This window comes from Vibrio sp. 10N.247.311.47, assembly GCF_041467535.1.
Taxonomy (GTDB): Bacteria; Pseudomonadota; Gammaproteobacteria; order Enterobacterales; family Vibrionaceae; genus Vibrio; species Vibrio crassostreae_C.
In genome coordinates this window covers 107,230-124,265 of the sequence record NZ_JBFSUR010000015.1, presented here as the reverse complement: position 1 = coordinate 124,265, position 17,036 = coordinate 107,230, and the positions used below count along the sequence as shown (strand labels likewise).

Genomic DNA, 17,036 nt, shown 5'->3' with positions numbered 1-17,036 from the left:
TGCCAATAGGAAGTGTCCATATATGATCAAATCAGCTTGAGGTTCAACGACGCCATATTTGACTAATCGTTAGCTTCTAACAGGCATACCTAGTCCTATGACTTTGTTTATAGCTTTGACATTCGCCATGATTTCTCCCACTTGAGCGTTGTAACATCTCAAGCTCAATTTACCGCTGGTTAGTCCTTTATATCGAGACATTGCGGTCTCAGATATTGAGCGATAGTGGTAACCAGACTCAGATTTCCACTCCGTTATTGTTCCGTTTTTAAGAGCCTCTACAGCTTCATTTCTGGGATGCCCATCTTCCCAAAGAGCCGCATTCTTTCGAGGTGGTATCAACGGAGTACAGCCCTTATTTTTCAGAGTCTCATGGCAACTTTTTGTGTCATATGCTCCATCAGCAGATACTGTATGGATCTTTCTACGTAAAGGGTTGAGTAATGTTGGCAGCACTTCGTTATCGCCAACACTTACAAGACTGACTTCTGCACTAATGGCCTCATGAGTTTCTACATCAACAGCTAAGTGCAGTTTACGCCAAGTTCTGCGTTTTTCGGCGCCGTGCTTTTTCACTTTCCATTCACCCTCGCCAAAAACTTTGAGACCAGTCGAGTCAATGGCTATATGGCGAATAGCTCCTTTGGATTTATTGCGATATTTGACCTGAACTGTCTTCGAGCGTTTGCTGATACAGGTGTAGTCAGGGGACGTCAGTGGAACATCCAATAGCTCAAAGATAGAATCAATAAAGCCTTGAAGAGCACGTAATGGTAATGAGAATACTCCTTTAATCATCAAGGCAGTTTCAATCGCTGTATCAGAGTACTGAAAGCCTCTACCACGCTTACCATGATGGGTTTTGCATCGCCATGCATCTACGGCTGTATCATCTATCCAGAACGTAACCGAGCCCCGTTTGCACAAAGCCTTATTGTACTCCGCCCAGTTAGTTATCTTCTTTTTCGCCTTACCCATGTTGTCACCGCTCTAACCATCATAAAGGATCAGATCGCAGGACTCGAAAAAGGTTCAATTGATTTAGGCAACAACGCCTTCTTAAGCACTAAACCCGTACGCTTTTGTTTACTCTTCAAGACCGTGACTGTTCGTGTTTACTCCGCTTATCACTGGATGTCGTCAGCCAAATAAAATACAATCGAACAATGTTTTATTAATTCGTGCTTTATCATTATGATGAGAAACTTACTCATATTCATCGTTAGCCTGTTCTTCTTAACAGCCTGTTCTTCAACGAGTAATCATCAGCTAGACGACGAGACATTGAGCAACGAAGACGCTATGTCGAAAAGTATAGAGGGAGAGAGTAATCTCGAGACTTCAAAGGATACAAACGCTGAGACCAGCGTTGATTCTTCCCATGATTCAATCGTTAATCATCAACCACTCACTAACCTTGATTCAAATAAAGACACGATAGCTCACGCCAATGCAGAGCCAGAATCAGTGGAGCCTTCTCAAATAGAAGCGACAGAAACAACTGAAAGCGATGCTAAGAGTGGCGGTGAAAAAGGCATCGGAAGCTATTTTATTCGTCATAATAAACCGACTAAGACGGTGATTAAATCACTAGAGGGCGTGACAGATGCATTGAACGTCATGACGTTTGGGATATTTGCCACCGGTAACGGTTAAATCGTTAACTTAGAACCACAACCTAATAGATAGAATGAAACGTGAAGGCGAGCCAGATGGTTCGCCTTTTTTGATCTTCTAAATCTGGCCACCGTTCTTCCTAAGAATCGTGCTCACTTATCTGAGCGCTGAGTCAGGCGACGGTTAACGTAAATAGGAAATTATTCGTTCTGGAAGGGACTCGCCGAATTTACCCTGTTTGACTTGTTATATGCATCAAGGGTTCTAATACTCATCCCAAAGCAAGCAATGAAATCTAATCTTACAAAGACAAGCCTTATATTCACTTATGAGCATAGTAAGATGTTTGCTGTTAAGTAGGTTTGGGTTTAGTTATCAATATTCTAGGGAAGAAAAATGAAGAATAAGAGTGTGTTTTTAAGTGCCGCATTGGTGATGTTGTCAGCTCATGCAAATGCATCAGACGTGAACCATGAGTCTGTATCAGATGGTGTTATCGCAGAACAAAGAGCAAAGCTTTCTGAAAATACCCAAGGACAAGGTTTTGGACCGCAAGCTCCAAGAGATTTGGGTTCATTAGAAGGTACAAATACTAGGCTGTTCTCGGATGCCCCTGATTCAACAGCGATGAACTTATGTAATATTCACTTCCATAAAAATGCTGAGCATAAAGGTGGAGAGTTTACTCAATACGCTGGTAACGGTGATGGTAAGGGATTCCAGAGTGGCTTTAAATACACAGGCAAGCTGAGTTCTGCTGAGCTGAAACCATTTGAGGGCAAGGTTTGTCCGAGCGAGCATGGTTCTTTGCATTCGGGTGACACCATTGAAGTTCACTATGTTTATTCAACGGCGCAAGTTGAACCGGGTGAAACACTGGGTGCTTGTTTTAACGATGCGATTACCAACCCGCAACTGCGTGTAGAAACCCAAGTTTACGTATTAGTGAATGACGACAAAGCACCCGACTTTGAAGCGCTCGCTAAACATTCAAAAGTGAACGGCTTACACCAAGCACCAAACATCCCACAAGATACGGGCTCAGCGATCCAATACGCAGGCTCTACAACGGGTCCTGGTTATAATGAGCAAGGTTCACCTTTCCAAGTAACATGGAGCGTTAGACCACAAGTCGCGAAAGTAAATATCGCGACAGTAGGTAGCTGGTGTGAAGGCAATGACTTTAACGAAGATCACGCCCACGGTGTGAGAAATTTGGTGGTTAACCCTGAGTTGTTATCACCCATTCGTAACGACTAAACGATTCTGGCGAACAAAATGATTAAGGCGAGCCAATAGGTTCGCCTTTTTTATGCCCTAACGAAAAGTACTTAGGTTTAGGTTTAATTAAGTCTGGTGGGTAAATTACGTGCGACACTTATTCAATACATGAGTTGTGTAAATCGTATTTAGTAAAAAACGTTCTTTACCAGAATCGAAGCTCCATGATACGTTCATGATCAATTATGTTGGGTTATAGAAAAGGACAGTCCAATGTCATTAGAAAGTGCGATTACATTCTTTATTGCCATGTTTGTATTTGGTATTACTCCGGGGCCTGGCGTCTTTGCCATTTTAGCTCGTGCTATGGTTCAAGGATGGCGAAAGTGCGTCACGCTTTCGTTAGGTATGATATGCAGTGATCTTATTTACCTTGCGCTTGCCTGTTTCGGTCTAGCAACGATTGCCGAGAATTGGTCGATTGCGTTTGAGGTGATTCGCTATGTTGGTGCAGCTTATTTGATTTACTTGGGCTACAAGATGTTTAAGAGCCTGCCTGAAGTGCAAGGCTCTGCGGAACTTGCGGCCAAACAGAGTCAGAAATCTGAACTCGCGAGTTTCGCGCAAGGCTTTTTGATTTCAGCATCGAACCCTAAAGTGATTCTGTTTTATATTTCGTTCTTGCCGACTTTTATTGATCTGACTGTTCTGCGCTCACAAGATATCGTATTAGTTTCTGCTTTAGCATCTGTTGCTCTGATGTCAGGCTTAATGCTTATCGCTGTGGGCGCGGGCAGAATGGCAGGTTTGTTAAAAACGCCACGCGCACATAAAAGGTTAAACCAAAGTGCTGGTGGAATAATGATTGCTGCTGGCTCATATTTGGCGATCAATCGATAAATACGAATCTTTAAACAAAAAGGCGAACCGATGGGTTCGCCTTTTTAGTTGGATATAAATGCCATCGTTTAAACAGAGACTTGTTTGTTAGTCACAATGGTGCAATTATTTAACGAGTGATATTACTCAGATGCATGTCTTATGATGACTATCGAACAACAGCTTTCTCGGCTGGATCTAAACTTATTGGTGTCGTTAAGTGTTTTAATCAAAGAGAGGAACGTAACGCGAGCTAACGCCAACAGATGAACAGGATGTGGTTCGAATGAACCGAGACACCTACTACTCAATGGCAGTAATTAATGTATCAAAGGGGGCGACCGTCACGTTACCTGAGATCCCTGAAGGCAAGTACATGTCGATGGAAGTGATTACAGAAGACCACCGCATTCAGCCAATGCAATACGGTTCAGGTACGTTTGATCTTTCTACTCATAGCGGTGATCACGTTTACGTCATTGTTCGTACCGACGCGACATTCTCGAAAAATGAAGTTCATGAAATCCAAGATAAAATGAGCATTGATGCAAAAGCAGACGGCAAATTTATGGCAATGCAAGTGGATGAGAAATCATTCGATGAGGTAGAGAAAAACCTTAAAATGGAAATGCCGAAACTACTGAAACGCGATGGTGCTCAGGCGACGTTTGGTATGTTTACCAGCCCTGAAGATGCTTCAAAAGAGATGTTTACCAAAGAGAAGTACGCAGTGGGTGCGGCTATCGGTTGGGGTGGCGCGCAGTTAGATGACAATATTTACGAAGTCTCTGGTAACTTCCCAGCAGACACTTGTCATCAGGCAACCTTTGATGATCCTAAGAACCAAGCGTTTTGGTCGGTAACGGTCTACAACAAGCAAGGTTTCATGTTTGGTGAAGTGGCGAACGTAAGCTCAAACACGGCTGAGAAAAATGCAGACGGCACTTACACCGTAAGCTTTGGTTGTGGTGATGATGCAGTAAACAACATCAAAACAGAAAACGATTCTGGTGTGTTTAACTTAGCTTTCCGTCATTACATTCCAAGCCAAAAAGTACGTGATGGATTCCGAGTGCTTCCTTACGTGAAAGCAGTGAACTAATGTTGCGATAGTCGTACAACGATTATAGATGCGCGTTATTACCAAATGGCAATAACGCGCTTTTTTATGGATTCTATTTCATTTCTTGCTTTCTTAAGTGTAGAAACACAAAGGGCGACTCAAAAATGGTCTAACTTTGATTATACGCAGCGAGCCTCAGTTCAAATAAATCAATTAAACCTTTTTCCATCGATACTTTCAGTTGCACCACGCATTTGATCGAATTTAAACCCGCTGACACCTTATGTGATAACGCTTCCAGTTATCTTTTCAGCCTCTAAAGGGAACAAATACCACAACCAGCGTTATAAAAAGCGATAGCCGTGGAGTGTTATGAGTCCTATTTGAGGTGTATAGTTATAGGTAATTCATTGGATTATTGAATATTTAAGTTATCAAAAGATGCGGGTGTTATGAAGAAAAACGGCTTTACGTTAATGGAACTAATCGTTGTGATCGTGATAATCGGTATTATTGCTGTAACGGCAGCGCCGAGGTTTCTTAATATCCAAGAATCAGCGAGAGAAGCGGTGCTTGAAGGTGTTGCCGGGGCGATGGAAGGGGTGATCACACAAGTAACCTCTAAAGCTATTATCGCTGGGCTTAATCCCGATGCATCAAACCCAGGTGATCAGAGCAACTATGTAATCGATTTTGGTATCGGCAGTGTTGAAGTTGACTGGGGAACTCTTTGCCCGGAAAGCCGAGGGGAGTCGGGCAACAAATTGACGATGATCGACTTTATGACCTTATCAGATGATGACAGCCTAACTTCTGATTTTGGTAATCGACACACTGTGATTGGGTATGACTACGACTTTACCCAAGCTGAATTAGATAGCACAAACATAACGGATGCTGATCTAGAGACGCGCCAAGGTTGCTTTGTTCTTTATGACTCTTTTGGCCGAACAAATGGCAGCCAATGTCCTGATGAAGGATGTGAGTGTACAGTCCGTATTGTTAACAACAACTGTTAAGCGAACGCATCATTAGATTTTAGAGACAGAATAAAAAAGCGCGTTATTACCGATTGGTAGTAACGCGCTTTTTTGTATTAGCTTATTGGTCTATTTTAGTTTGCTAACGCAGCACTTGCTGGTGGCAAGTCACGCTTCTTAATCACGTATCGCAAACGAAGTAACATCAGAGCGGCTGACACACTCAAGCCCGTTAGAATACCAATCCAGAAGCCTTCTTCACCCATTGCTGGAACAATGTGGTCTGTTAAGCCCAACACCATACCCAGTGGTAACGCTAAGCCCCAGTATGAAGCGATAGCTAAGATCATCGGGATCTTGGTATCTTTATAGCCACGCAGAGCACCATTTGCAGAGGTTTGCAGAGCATCACTGAATTGGTACATAGCGGTAAAGGTCAATAACACTGCCGCTGTTGCACTGATTACTGGGTCAGTGGTGTAAAGCCTAATGATTAATTCAGGGAACAGTAGGAACATCGCTACCGAAAGCAACGAGATTAATGCTGCCACCAAAATACCGACTTTACTGCGCTCAATCGCGCCAAGTTCATCTTTTTCACCCAAAGCGTGTCCAACACGAATCGTAATGCCAAACGAGATACTCATCGGGATCACATAAGTTAGGCTCGATATATTGAGAGCGATTTGCGCCGCTGCCACATTCTCGGCACCAATACGGCCGATCATCAATGCGATAACCGCAAAGATACTGCCACACACTGCAATGTTCATCCCGATAGGTAAACCTAACCTTAAAAGATGAAGCATCTCTTTTGCTTTTGGCTTAGCGTCTGCAAAGCTGATGATGGTTTTGTAATGATGATGGCCTTTAATGTAGGAATACAGCATTCCCGACATTAGCCAATACACTAAGCTCGTTGCCCAGCCACAGCCAACAGCACCCATTTCAGGGAAACCAAACTTACCGTAGATAAGCACGTAGTTGACCGGAATGTTAATCAGCAAGCCAATTACCGAAATGATCATCGGCACTTTGGTGTTGTTCATACCTTCACAGAAGCCGTTCAAGGTGTAGAACAGGGCAATACCCGGTACACCAAAGGCTAGGGCAAACGCATAGTCACTGCCAATTGGAATGATCTCAGCGGCTACGCCAATCCATTCTAAGATTGGTTTCGCACTCACCAAATAAGCGATAAGCAGTACGCTAGCAATTAATGCAAGCCATACCATCTGGAAGAATTCAACAGAGATACTTTGAAAGTCACGTGCGCCACGGTGGTAAGCGACAACAGGCGTTAGCGCCATAATCACACCACGCAGTAGCAGCAACACAGGAATCCAAAGGCTGGTGCCAAGTGCAATAGCGGCAAGATCAGCAGGGCTTACTTGGCCAGCCATTGTCGTATCGACAAATCCCATCGCTTGGGTAGCTATTTGAGTCAAAATGATTGGAATCGAAAGATGCATAAGCGCACCCGATTCACGAGTAAAAGGACGAAGTTTCGTTAGCATGGAAGTTCACAACACCAATATAAATACACGAATGATGGCAGGATGGCCGGTGTGCATTTTAGGATGTGCCCCGTTGGGCGGGCGACAATATAAACACCTTACCGTATAGGGTCAAGCTTTGGATCTATAGAGTTCAACTCGCTCTGAGATAGTCACGGGTTCTGATGGTTACAACACGGGTTTAACGCACGTAAGTTAATGATTTAGCGGGAATCATACTAGACAGACAAATTCTATATTTGCCACGCTAATCACTAACACTGCGGTATAAGTGATTGTTATGGAAAGACAAAGGCTAGTACAATTGATGGCATAAGAAATGGGATAGAAAAACGCTGTATTTAAATGCAGAACCTTTGGGTCTAATAGCTGCTAAGTTTTTGGAGAATAATATGTCACGAGCAGTAACTGCTGATCATGTTTTGTTTGATGAGTGTATTCGAGCTTTTCGCTCAGATGATGAAAGGTGGGCTCCATTCGAAAAAGGACCGAGCTATTCTTTTCTATTAACCCCTTTTGAGATTTCAATTCCGTGGCAATTTAAAGAGTGTCATGTTGCTTCTTCAGTACAAGTTAGACTTCCTGGTGCTAACTCTGCGTTCATAAGTAAAGTTTACAACCCAGAGCATGTTGGAGGGCACAATAGCCATTTATACGGTATTGCTCTATCAGCAATTGCTTCATTCTCTTGGTTAAAGCCTTGTAAGTCTACAAGAGATGATTATTTATGCCGACGAGAGCATCTAACCGATTCGGATTACAGTGAATTAGCATTAAATCATGCTGTGTTAGTTGCGGGGCCGGGTGCTAATCACTCTAGAGTATCAGACGCGAAGCTGCACGATATGTACAAAGAGCTAGAACAGCTAATGTCAAAGCTACTTAGCGTTGATATCAAAACGTACCGAATTGCAATGCAAAGTATAAGGTTAGTTCATTTATCTTTATTGGTTAAAAGGGATGACTTTGGGCTGGCGTATTTACTTGTCGTTTCAGCTATTGAAGCTGTTGCACAACATGCAGTAAAACGGAATAAGGTTAAACAGAAGCACCCGAAAGAAGCTGAATGGAAACTACATTCTAAAGAAGACAGTATGTTCAAAGAATTATTTGAATCATATTTGGAATCGAGAGGAAATAACCAGTATTTACGTGAGAGGTTTGTGTTATTTATTGAGAAGTTTGCACCTATTGAAAAATGGACTAATTATATTGAACATCCAATGAGTGATGTGGCAGATACCATTAGAGCTTATGGCTCTGCGCATAGCTCTGAACATCTTACGAGAAAAAATTGGTTTGAGAAGTATCCTGAAGATTTAAGCCCAAAGGAGATTAGCTCAACTATATCTGATGCTTATGTTCATAGGTCATGCTTCATCCATCGCGGCGAACAACCACCACATACTGATCCTAGTCCATCATTCCATCGTTTTTTCCAAGATTATCGTTCGTATGATGGCTATGAGCTTACTGAGAAATTATTACCAAATTACGAACTTCTGATTGGCTTAGCAAAGCATTCAATAACCAATTGGCTGAATACGAAATTAAAAACTTAACAAATGCTATAAGACTGAGTCGCAATGCGTGGCATTCTTATCATGCGTTGATTTTAGTCATTTAAGTGGTATGCGGAAGCATCGTATTGCGTTGCTCACCACTTAAGCGGGCGTAATATACCAATACAGATAGGAAGTAAGAATGAACGCTGTATATGAATTTCTATATGTACTTTCATTATCCAAACGCACTCAATTTGCATTGATTCTTGGTGTCGTTTTTTACTTTGTAATTTTATTGGTTGGCAAATACTACATCGCTGAAATTGAGTTCCAAGGGGTAATGAAACCTTTGGAAGATGCCATAGTTGGGAAGCTATTACATAGATACGACAAGCTAGCGTTGTTTGCCTTGGTTTCTTTCTGGGTCTTGGCTTTTAAATGCTACCGTAAAGATCACAAAAGGTTTTATAGTTTATAGTCCTTACTTTAGGCTCCCATTAAGGGACTTTCAAATGTGGGGGGAACTGGCTTTAATAAACGAACATGGCGCCAAAGCAACTTGGTGCTATCTATCCCTTGCATACCATCATCTCTTAGCTTCAAATCTGGCAGCGTGTAAACCTCCTACTGCCACAGAGCCAATAGAAACACAAATAGCCCAATCACAAGCGTTACTTTTAGAAGCAAGGCAAGAGGGGCTCCACCTTTTGGGGCTTTGTTACAACATCCCATAATTGATTCCTAATTCAGTGTTGGTTCAGTTCAACCTTAAACCTTTCCCTTACGGTAAGGTCAATGCATTTGTTGACGTTGAATTTCAGAAAACAAAAAGGCGAACCACTTGGCTCGCCTTTTATTATGTTTTATCGCTTAGCGTCCGAATTAGTCTTCGTAGTTGTCGATGCTTGGGCAAGAACAGATTAGATTACGGTCGCCGTATACGTTGTCTACACGGTTAACTGTTGGCCAGTACTTCGAGTTCTTCGTTGCTTTCGATGGGAAGCAACCAAGTTCACGAGAGTAAGGGCGATCCCATTCTGCGCCAGCTAGATCAACTTGTGTGTGCGGTGCGTTCACTAGAGGGTTGTTGTCTAGTGGCCATTCACCGTTTTTCACTGCTGCCATTTCGTGGCGGATTGCGATCATCGCTTCACAGAAACGGTCCAGCTCTTCTAGGTCTTCTGACTCAGTTGGCTCTACCATTAGCGTGCCAGCTACTGGGAAAGACATAGTCGGTGCGTGGAAACCGAAGTCCATCAGACGCTTAGCAATATCTTCTTCGCTGATGCCTGTGTCTTCTTTAAGCGGACGAATATCGATAATACATTCGTGAGCTACGCGGCCGTTAGTGCCACGGTAAAGAACAGGGTAGTGAGGACGTAGTTTCTCCATCACGTAGTTCGCGTTTAGAATCGCAACTTTAGTCGCGTCCGTAAGGCCAGGTTCGCCCATCATTGCGATGTAAGCCCAAGAGATAGGTAGGATTGAAGCACTACCTAAATCTGCTGCTGATACCGCGTAGTCAGAACCTTGGACACCGTTTTCGATGTGACCCGGTAGGAAAGGTGCTAGGTGCGATTTAACACCGATAGGACCCATACCCGGACCGCCACCACCGTGTGGAATACAGAATGTTTTGTGTAGGTTCAAGTGAGATACGTCTGAACCGATGAAGCCAGGTGAAGTTAGACCTACTTGAGCGTTCATGTTCGCGCCGTCTAGGTAAACCTGACCACCCGCTGCGTGAACTTGTTCACACACTTCTTTCACTTGCTCTTCGTATACGCCGTGCGTAGAAGGGTAAGTGATCATGATGCTTGATAGGTTTTCTTTGTGCTTCTCGATTTTCGCTGCTAGGTCTGTCATGTCGATGTTGCCATCTTCATCACACTTAACAACCACTACCTTCATTGAAACCATTGATGCTGTAGCAGGGTTAGTACCATGCGCAGAGCTTGGAATCAGACAAACGTTACGGTGAGCTTCACCGCGGCTTGCATGGTAACGTTGAATTGCGATTAGACCTGCGTATTCGCCAGATGCACCAGAGTTAGGCTGTAGTGAGAAATCGTCGTAACCGGTGATTTCACATAGCTTCTCTTTAAGATCTTTTGCTAGTGCCGTGTAACCCGCCGCTTGCTCTAGAGGTGCGAATGGGTGAATTGAACCAAACTCAGGCCATGTTACTGGAATCATCTCAGCAGCAGCGTTCAGCTTCATCGTACAGCTGCCCAGTGGGATCATGCCGTGCGTTAGTGAGAAGTCTTTGTTCTCAAGCTGTTTTAGGTAACGCATCATTTGCGTTTCGCTGTGGTGCGTGTTGAACACTGGGTGAGTTAGGAACTCTGATTCACGACGACAGTTTTCTGGAATTGCCGCAAACTCATTTGATGCAATGTCAGAAGATAGCGCTTGAACGTCTTCTTTTACGTCGAAGATAGCGAATAGGGCATTCACGTCGTCGACTGTGGTTGTTTCATCTAAGCTGATACCGATCTTACCTTTAAGAAGGCGCAAGTTGATGTCTGCTGCTTGTGCTTTCGCGTACAGTGCATCTGTCTTCTCTTCAGAGTTGATTGTGATGGTATCGAAGAAGCTGTTGTTTGTTAGCTCGTAACCCGCTTTAGTCAGGCCAGCCGCTAGGATAGCTGTCATGTGGTGTGTACGACGAGCGATAGTACGTAGGCCTTCTGCACCGTGGTAAACCGCGTAGAAAGACGCCATGTTTGCTAGAAGTGCTTGAGCTGTACAGATGTTCGATGTCGCTTTCTCGCGGCGGATGTGTTGCTCACGAGTTTGCATTGCCATACGTAGCGCTTGGTTACCGTGAGTATCGATAGAAACACCGATTACACGACCTGGCATTGTACGCTTATGCTTTTCACGAGTACCCATGAATGCAGCGTGTGGACCGCCGTAACCCATAGGAACGCCGAAACGTTGCGCTGAACCGATTACTACGTCTGCGCCCATTTCGCCAGCTGGCTTAAGTAGAGCAGAAGCAAGTAGGTCAGTTGCAACCGTTACAAGAGTCTTGTTTGCTTGAGCTTTCGCAATGATGTCTGTTAGATCACGAACTTCGCCTGTTGTACCAGGGTATTGAACTAACGCACCAAATACGTCTTGCTCTGGAAGTGTTTCAAGAGCGCCAACCATTACTTCAAAACCGATGTACTCAGCACGAGTTTTAACAACTTCTAGTGTTTGAGGGTGAACATCGTCAGCAACGAAGAATACTTTGCTCTTGCTTTTACCAGCACGCTTACACAGTGTCATTGCTTCGCCAGCCGCTGTCGCTTCGTCAAGAAGAGACGCGTTCGCGATTTCCATACCTGTAAGGTCCATTACCATTTGTTGGTAATTTAGTAGAGCTTCAAGACGACCTTGAGAAATCTCTGGTTGGTATGGTGTGTAAGCTGTGTACCAGCCTGGGTTCTCTAAAACGTTACGTAGAATAACGTTTGGAGTGAATGTGTTGTAGTAGCCTTGGCCAATGAAAGTACGTTTCACTTGGTTTAGGTTAGCGATCTCTTTTAGAGAGGTCAGCATGTCCATTTCGCTCAGTGGCGCAGCAAGTGTCATTGGTTTTTCAAGACGGATTTGTGCAGGAACCGTTTCGTCGATCAGTGCGTCTAGGCTAGTCGCGTTGATCGCTTCAAGCATTTTTTGCTGGTCTGCTTTATTTGGGCCGTTATGACGAGTAACAAACTCGTTTTGTGTACCCAAGTCTTTCAGTAATTGGCTTTGAAGTAATTCAGTCATGATATGTTCTACTTTCTCTCTGGAGCCGTGAGCTAGCCCCTAAAATTAAGCTGCTCAAAAGAGCAGCTTTATCGTAATGAGGTTACCTATTAGTCTTCTTCGATAGAGCTTAGGTATTCTTCCGCATCTTTAAGGTTGTTTAGTTCAGACGCATCAGACATCTTCACTTTAACAATCCAACCACCTTCATAAGGTTCTTCGTTGATTAGCTCTGGGCTATCTTCTAATTCTTCGTTGATTTCTACGATTTCGCCAGAGATTGGTGCGTAGATATCAGAAGCAGCTTTCACTGATTCAACTAGAGAGAAGCTTTCGCCAGCTTCAATTTCGTCGTCAGTGTCAGGCAGGTCAACAAACACAACGTCACCTAGCATCTCTTGAGCGTGCTCAGAGATACCGATAGTTACAGTACCGTCACCGTTGTCTTTTACCCACTCGTGGCTGTCTGCAAACTTTAGTGTATTGTCCATTGCTTATTCTCCAAAAATTTATGAGGTTTTAATTTAAATCTTAAAAACGGTTTAACGGTAAAGAGGGAAGCGTTTGCAAAGCTCTTTAACTTGCTTGCGAACACGTTGCTCAACTTCAGCGTTGCCTTCAGGGCTTTCAACTAAGCCGTCAAGAACATCGCCGATCCATTCACCGATAAGTTTGAATTCTTCAGTGCCAAAACCACGACTGGTTCCAGCTGGCGTACCTAAACGAATGCCAGAGGTAATCATAGGCTTCTCTGAGTCGAATGGTATGCCATTTTTGTTACATGTGATCCCTGCACGCTCTAATGCTTCTTCAGTTACGTTACCTTTCAAGCCCTTAGGACGAAGGTCAACCAGCATTAGGTGCGTGTCTGTTCCGCCAGTCACAATGTCACAACCGCGAGTTTGCAACACTTCAGCAAGAACTTTTGCGTTGTCGATCACTGAATCAATATAAGTATTAAATTCTGGGCCAAGTGCCTCGCCAAACGCCACTGCTTTAGCCGCGATAACGTGCATTAATGGGCCACCTTGAAGGCCAGGGAACACTGCAGAGTTGATCTTTTTGTTGATGTCTTCGTGGTTAGTCAGAATCATGCCGCCGCGTGGGCCACGAAGTGTTTTGTGCGTTGTTGTAGTCACAACGTGTGCGTGTGGTAGTGGGCTAGGGTGAGCACCTGTCGCGATAAGACCCGCGATGTGTGCCATATCGACCATTAGGATAGCGCCAACTTCGTCAGCGATTTCTCGGAACTTAGCGAAATCAATAACGCGTGGGATAGCACTACCACCAGCAATAATCATTTTAGGTTGGCTTTCAATTGCTAAAGCGCGAACCGCTTCGTAATCGATTTCAAGTGTGTCGCGGTCTACGCCATATTGAACTGCGTTGAACCACTTACCAGACATTGCAGGGCGCGCACCGTGTGTAAGGTGACCACCAGCGTCTAGAGACATACCTAGGATAGTGTCGCCAGGTTGAAGTAGGGCAAGTTTAACTGCGCCGTTCGCTTGAGCGCCAGAGTGAGGCTGTACGTTTACGTATTCACATTTGAACAGCTGCTTAGCACGTTCAATCGCAATAGCTTCTACTGTATCTACGTGCTCACAACCACCGTAGTAACGACGACCTGGGTAGCCTTCTGCGTATTTGTTGGTAAGGCAAGTGCCTTGAGCTTGCATTACTGCTTTAGAAACGATGTTCTCAGAAGCAATAAGTTCGATTTGTTCGTTTTGACGAGTGTTCTCTGCTTGGATTCCAGCAAATACTGCGTCGTCAGTCGCAGATAGGTTTGTAGAGAAAAAACTGTCTAAGCTATGGTTTTGGTAAGCGTTCATTGTCGAGACCTTTCATTAAGCTAATGGTGATTGTTTTTATAGTCCATTAGGTCTTACGTTGATTTCTGCATCGGTATCGTTTGCGCTATATAGGTATAGATAAACGTGAATTGCGTTATAAATATACTCTTACAGCGTCTAAGCGATCGTTGTAGGGTCAATGCAGCACGAATTGTTTCCCAAAAAGTTCGGGTAAAAAACAGCTCTTACAAATGTTAAATCTATCATTTGCTGCAAGCTGAAGTAGCATCTCTTCATCTAACAAGTCGATAACATAGCTCCGATAAAATCAATTTTCAACAAAAATTTCCAATAGGAAACAACTTTTCTTGTTTTGCTACGGGGAGCACGCTTTATTTCTCTGTGTGCTCTTTAATCAACAAAGCGCTTCATGCAACAATGAAATGAATAGACAGGAAGTAAGAAAATAATGAGGGACCTATGTCAGAAGACATTTATGATGAGTACCCATCTTTAACGTTGGCGAAAGAAACGTTAGACCAGAATATAGAGCCACTTAGGCTTGGCCAGCGCATTAAAGATATCCGCGGCAAGCTTGGGATCACGCTAGAAGAAGCAAGCCAAAGAACTGGCTTGGCGCGTTCTACGCTCAGCAAAATCGAGAATGAACAGATCTCACCAACCTTTCAGGCTATGCAAAAATTAGCGATGGGTTTGCAAATAGATATGCCTCAACTCTTTGAGCCACCGAGAAAAAAAGTGGCAACAGGACGTCGCGATTTAACCAAGGCAGGCCAAGGTAAACCACACCCAACACCGACTTATGAACATGAGCTGCTTGCGACTGAGCTTTCTAATAAGAAGATGATGCCGTTTAAGAGCCGCGTAAGAGCACGTACTTTTGAAGAGTATAATGATTGGGTGCGTCATGACGGTGAGGAGTTCTTAATGATCATCTCTGGCGATGTGATGTTCTATTCAGAATTCTACGAACCTGTGCCAATGAGCGAAGGCGATAGCATGTATTACGATGCTAATATGGGCCACATGCTGATTTCTACCAGTACAGAAGATGCACTTATTTTGTGGGTGACTGCAAAATAAGTTAACAAACTTAGAATTTCTTATAGTGAATGCAAACGTTTGCTTTTGTTTCGAACGTTAGGCAACAGACGCGATATTGATGTGAAAATCATCAATATCGCGTTTTTGTATGCATCTATAAATTGTTTTTAAATTGTTAAATGTCACATTTTGAGCTGTTTTAATCTTGTTAAGGGTGTAAAACTCACTCAGGCTTGTTTATTATAGTGAACACGGTTTACTCATGTTGATTGAAGTTTACTGAAGTGAATTCTTAGAAAGTGAGTTGTATGGGATTTGTACAGCTATTCAGATTTATAAAGCTAACAATATAAGCCTATATAAAAGACATCACTTTTTACTATCTACTGTTTCTAACGTTAATCCGTATCGTTAGAGGCGACTCTAAATAGAGATATAAGCGGCAGACTCGATTTTGGACAGCCTGCAACGCTTCATGGAGAATAAAATGACTCAAGAACACGCTAATCAAGACCTACTAAAAACACCACTGCATGCACTTCACGTTGAAGAGGGTGCGAAAATGGTTCCTTTCGCTGGCTACGATATGCCAGTTCAGTACCCACTAGGTGTAAAGAAAGAGCACTTACACACTCGTGACGCTGCCGGTCTTTTTGATGTTTCTCACATGGGGCAACTTCGTCTACATGGTGCAAACGCAGCTGCTGTCTTAGAATCTTTGGTTCCTGTGGATATTATCGACCTTCCTTCTGGTAAACAGCGTTACGCTTTCTTTACTAATGAGCAGGGCGGCATCATGGATGACCTTATGGTTGCGAACCTAGGCGATCACCTATTTGTTGTTGTGAACGCGGCTTGTAAGACACAAGATATCGACCACCTTACTGCGCACCTACCGGCTGACGTAGAGATGGAAGTGATCGATGACCGCGCTCTATTAGCACTTCAAGGCCCTAAAGCGTCTGAAGTTCTTGCTCGTTTCCAACCAAGCGTTGCAGATATGCTGTTCATGGATGTTCAAAAAGTCGATATCGATGGCGTTGAATGCATCGTGAGCCGCAGTGGCTACACGGGTGAAGATGGCTATGAAATCTCAGTACCGAACGATCACGCTGAAGCACTAGCGCGTAAACTAACGGCAGAAGCTGAAGTAGAGTGGATTGGCCTTGGCGCACGTGATTCACTTCGTCTTGAGTGTGGCCTATGCCTATACGGTCACGACTTAGATACAACAACGACTCCAGTAGAAGCTAGCCTTCTATGGGGCATTCAAAAAGTGCGTCGTACTGACGGTGAGCGTGCTGGCGGTTTCCCAGGTGCTGATATCATCCTTGAACAAATCGCAACTAAAGACGTTCAACGCAAGCGTGTTGGTCTAGTGGGTCAAACTAAAGCGCCTGTACGTGAAGGTGCTGAACTGTTCGATGCGGAAGGAAACAAAGTAGGTGTGGTAACGAGTGGCACTGCGGGTCCTAACGCGGGTAAACCTGTTTCAATGGCATACGTGCGCACTGATCTAGCGGCTATCGGTACAGAAGTATTTGCTGAAGTTCGTGGTAAGAAGCTACCAATGACAGTAGAAAAAATGCCATTCGTACCTCAACGTTACTACCGTGGCTAATCTCTTTTAAGAGAAAACACAAACTATAACG

General features: G+C 43.8%; 13 protein-coding genes and 1 pseudogene. 9 read left to right on the top strand and 5 right to left on the bottom strand.

The annotated features are described in order from the left end of the window. Positions 1-69: 69 nt before the first annotated feature. Complete coding sequence (locus AB6E51_RS12145; protein ID WP_372065201.1) at positions 70-978, bottom strand: IS5 family transposase; 909 nt, start codon at positions 976-978, stop codon at positions 70-72. Positions 979-1,194: 216 nt separating this feature from the next. Between AB6E51_RS12145 and AB6E51_RS12140 the strand changes: the two genes are divergently transcribed. From AB6E51_RS12140 to AB6E51_RS12120, 5 genes and pseudogenes are all read left to right on the top strand, one after another. After that, on the top strand, positions 1,195-1,656 hold the full coding sequence (locus AB6E51_RS12140; RefSeq protein ID WP_029235242.1) for a hypothetical protein: 462 nt from the start codon (positions 1,195-1,197) through the stop codon (positions 1,654-1,656). A gap of 357 nt (positions 1,657-2,013) precedes the next feature. Beyond that, on the top strand, positions 2,014-2,877 hold the full coding sequence (locus AB6E51_RS12135) for a delta-class carbonic anhydrase (RefSeq protein ID WP_372058284.1): 864 nt from the start codon (positions 2,014-2,016) through the stop codon (positions 2,875-2,877). 234 nt (positions 2,878-3,111) lie between these two features. Continuing rightward, the gene (locus AB6E51_RS12130) at positions 3,112-3,738 is read left to right on the top strand and encodes a LysE family translocator (protein WP_017066602.1); all 627 of its coding nucleotides are present in this window, start codon (positions 3,112-3,114) and stop codon (positions 3,736-3,738) included. 226 nt (positions 3,739-3,964) lie between these two features. Continuing rightward, positions 3,965-4,819 (top strand): annotated as a pseudogene (locus AB6E51_RS12125) (DUF1254 domain-containing protein); the annotation flags it as partial. Positions 4,820-5,256: 437 nt separating this feature from the next. Further along, the gene (locus tag AB6E51_RS12120) at positions 5,257-5,799 is read left to right on the top strand and encodes an MSHA biogenesis protein MshA (protein ID WP_372058334.1); all 543 of its coding nucleotides are present in this window, start codon (positions 5,257-5,259) and stop codon (positions 5,797-5,799) included. A 95-nt stretch (positions 5,800-5,894) separates the two neighbouring features. Here the strand turns inward: AB6E51_RS12120 and AB6E51_RS12115 are convergent, their stop codons facing one another. Further along, entirely contained in the window at positions 5,895-7,277 is a 1,383-nt protein-coding gene (locus AB6E51_RS12115; protein ID WP_372058285.1) for an MATE family efflux transporter, read from the bottom strand. Positions 7,278-7,669: 392 nt separating this feature from the next. Between AB6E51_RS12115 and AB6E51_RS12110 the strand changes: the two genes are divergently transcribed. After that, entirely contained in the window at positions 7,670-8,839 is a 1,170-nt protein-coding gene (locus AB6E51_RS12110; RefSeq protein WP_372058286.1) for a hypothetical protein, read from the top strand. 142 nt (positions 8,840-8,981) lie between these two features. Then, positions 8,982-9,260 (top strand): hypothetical protein, encoded by a 279-nt coding sequence (locus tag AB6E51_RS12105; RefSeq protein ID WP_136973501.1) that lies wholly within the window; start codon positions 8,982-8,984, stop codon positions 9,258-9,260. A 404-nt stretch (positions 9,261-9,664) separates the two neighbouring features. On the opposite strand, the gene gcvP is transcribed toward AB6E51_RS12105, so the two are convergent. From gcvP to AB6E51_RS12090, 3 genes are all read right to left on the bottom strand, one after another. After that, complete coding sequence (gene gcvP, locus AB6E51_RS12100; protein ID WP_372058287.1) at positions 9,665-12,544, bottom strand: aminomethyl-transferring glycine dehydrogenase; 2,880 nt, start codon at positions 12,542-12,544, stop codon at positions 9,665-9,667. Between the two features lie 89 nt (positions 12,545-12,633). Then, entirely contained in the window at positions 12,634-13,014 is a 381-nt protein-coding gene (gene gcvH / locus AB6E51_RS12095; protein ID WP_017064654.1) for a glycine cleavage system protein GcvH, read from the bottom strand. A gap of 51 nt (positions 13,015-13,065) precedes the next feature. After that, on the bottom strand, positions 13,066-14,358 hold the full coding sequence (locus tag AB6E51_RS12090) for a serine hydroxymethyltransferase (RefSeq protein ID WP_017064653.1): 1,293 nt from the start codon (positions 14,356-14,358) through the stop codon (positions 13,066-13,068). Positions 14,359-14,799: 441 nt separating this feature from the next. Here AB6E51_RS12090 and AB6E51_RS12085 point away from each other — a divergent pair, with 441 nt between their 5' ends. Both AB6E51_RS12085 and gcvT read left to right on the top strand, forming a co-directional pair. Then, the gene (locus AB6E51_RS12085) at positions 14,800-15,423 is read left to right on the top strand and encodes a helix-turn-helix domain-containing protein (RefSeq protein ID WP_017064652.1); all 624 of its coding nucleotides are present in this window, start codon (positions 14,800-14,802) and stop codon (positions 15,421-15,423) included. Positions 15,424-15,871: 448 nt separating this feature from the next. Continuing rightward, positions 15,872-17,005 (top strand): glycine cleavage system aminomethyltransferase GcvT, encoded by a 1,134-nt coding sequence (gene gcvT, locus AB6E51_RS12080; RefSeq protein ID WP_055319500.1) that lies wholly within the window; start codon positions 15,872-15,874, stop codon positions 17,003-17,005. Positions 17,006-17,036 lie beyond the last annotated feature (31 nt).

Excerpts from the sequence above, each read along its gene's own strand:
- AB6E51_RS12145 (WP_372065201.1), bottom strand. The coding sequence starts at position 978 with ATGGGTAAGGCGAAAAAGAAGATAACTAACTGGGCGGAGTACAATAAG.
- AB6E51_RS12140 (WP_029235242.1), top strand. The coding sequence starts at position 1,195 with ATGATGAGAAACTTACTCATATTCATCGTTAGCCTGTTCTTCTTAACA.
- AB6E51_RS12135 (WP_372058284.1), top strand. The coding sequence starts at position 2,014 with ATGAAGAATAAGAGTGTGTTTTTAAGTGCCGCATTGGTGATGTTGTCA.
- AB6E51_RS12130 (WP_017066602.1), top strand. The coding sequence starts at position 3,112 with ATGTCATTAGAAAGTGCGATTACATTCTTTATTGCCATGTTTGTATTT.
- AB6E51_RS12120 (WP_372058334.1), top strand. The coding sequence starts at position 5,257 with ATGGAACTAATCGTTGTGATCGTGATAATCGGTATTATTGCTGTAACG.
- AB6E51_RS12115 (WP_372058285.1), bottom strand. The coding sequence starts at position 7,277 with ATGCTAACGAAACTTCGTCCTTTTACTCGTGAATCGGGTGCGCTTATG.
- AB6E51_RS12110 (WP_372058286.1), top strand. The coding sequence starts at position 7,670 with ATGTCACGAGCAGTAACTGCTGATCATGTTTTGTTTGATGAGTGTATT.
- AB6E51_RS12105 (WP_136973501.1), top strand. The coding sequence starts at position 8,982 with ATGAACGCTGTATATGAATTTCTATATGTACTTTCATTATCCAAACGC.
- gcvP (WP_372058287.1), bottom strand. The coding sequence starts at position 12,544 with ATGACTGAATTACTTCAAAGCCAATTACTGAAAGACTTGGGTACACAA.
- gcvH (WP_017064654.1), bottom strand. The coding sequence starts at position 13,014 with ATGGACAATACACTAAAGTTTGCAGACAGCCACGAGTGGGTAAAAGAC.
- AB6E51_RS12090 (WP_017064653.1), bottom strand. The coding sequence starts at position 14,358 with ATGAACGCTTACCAAAACCATAGCTTAGACAGTTTTTTCTCTACAAAC.
- AB6E51_RS12085 (WP_017064652.1), top strand. The coding sequence starts at position 14,800 with ATGTCAGAAGACATTTATGATGAGTACCCATCTTTAACGTTGGCGAAA.
- gcvT (WP_055319500.1), top strand. The coding sequence starts at position 15,872 with ATGACTCAAGAACACGCTAATCAAGACCTACTAAAAACACCACTGCAT.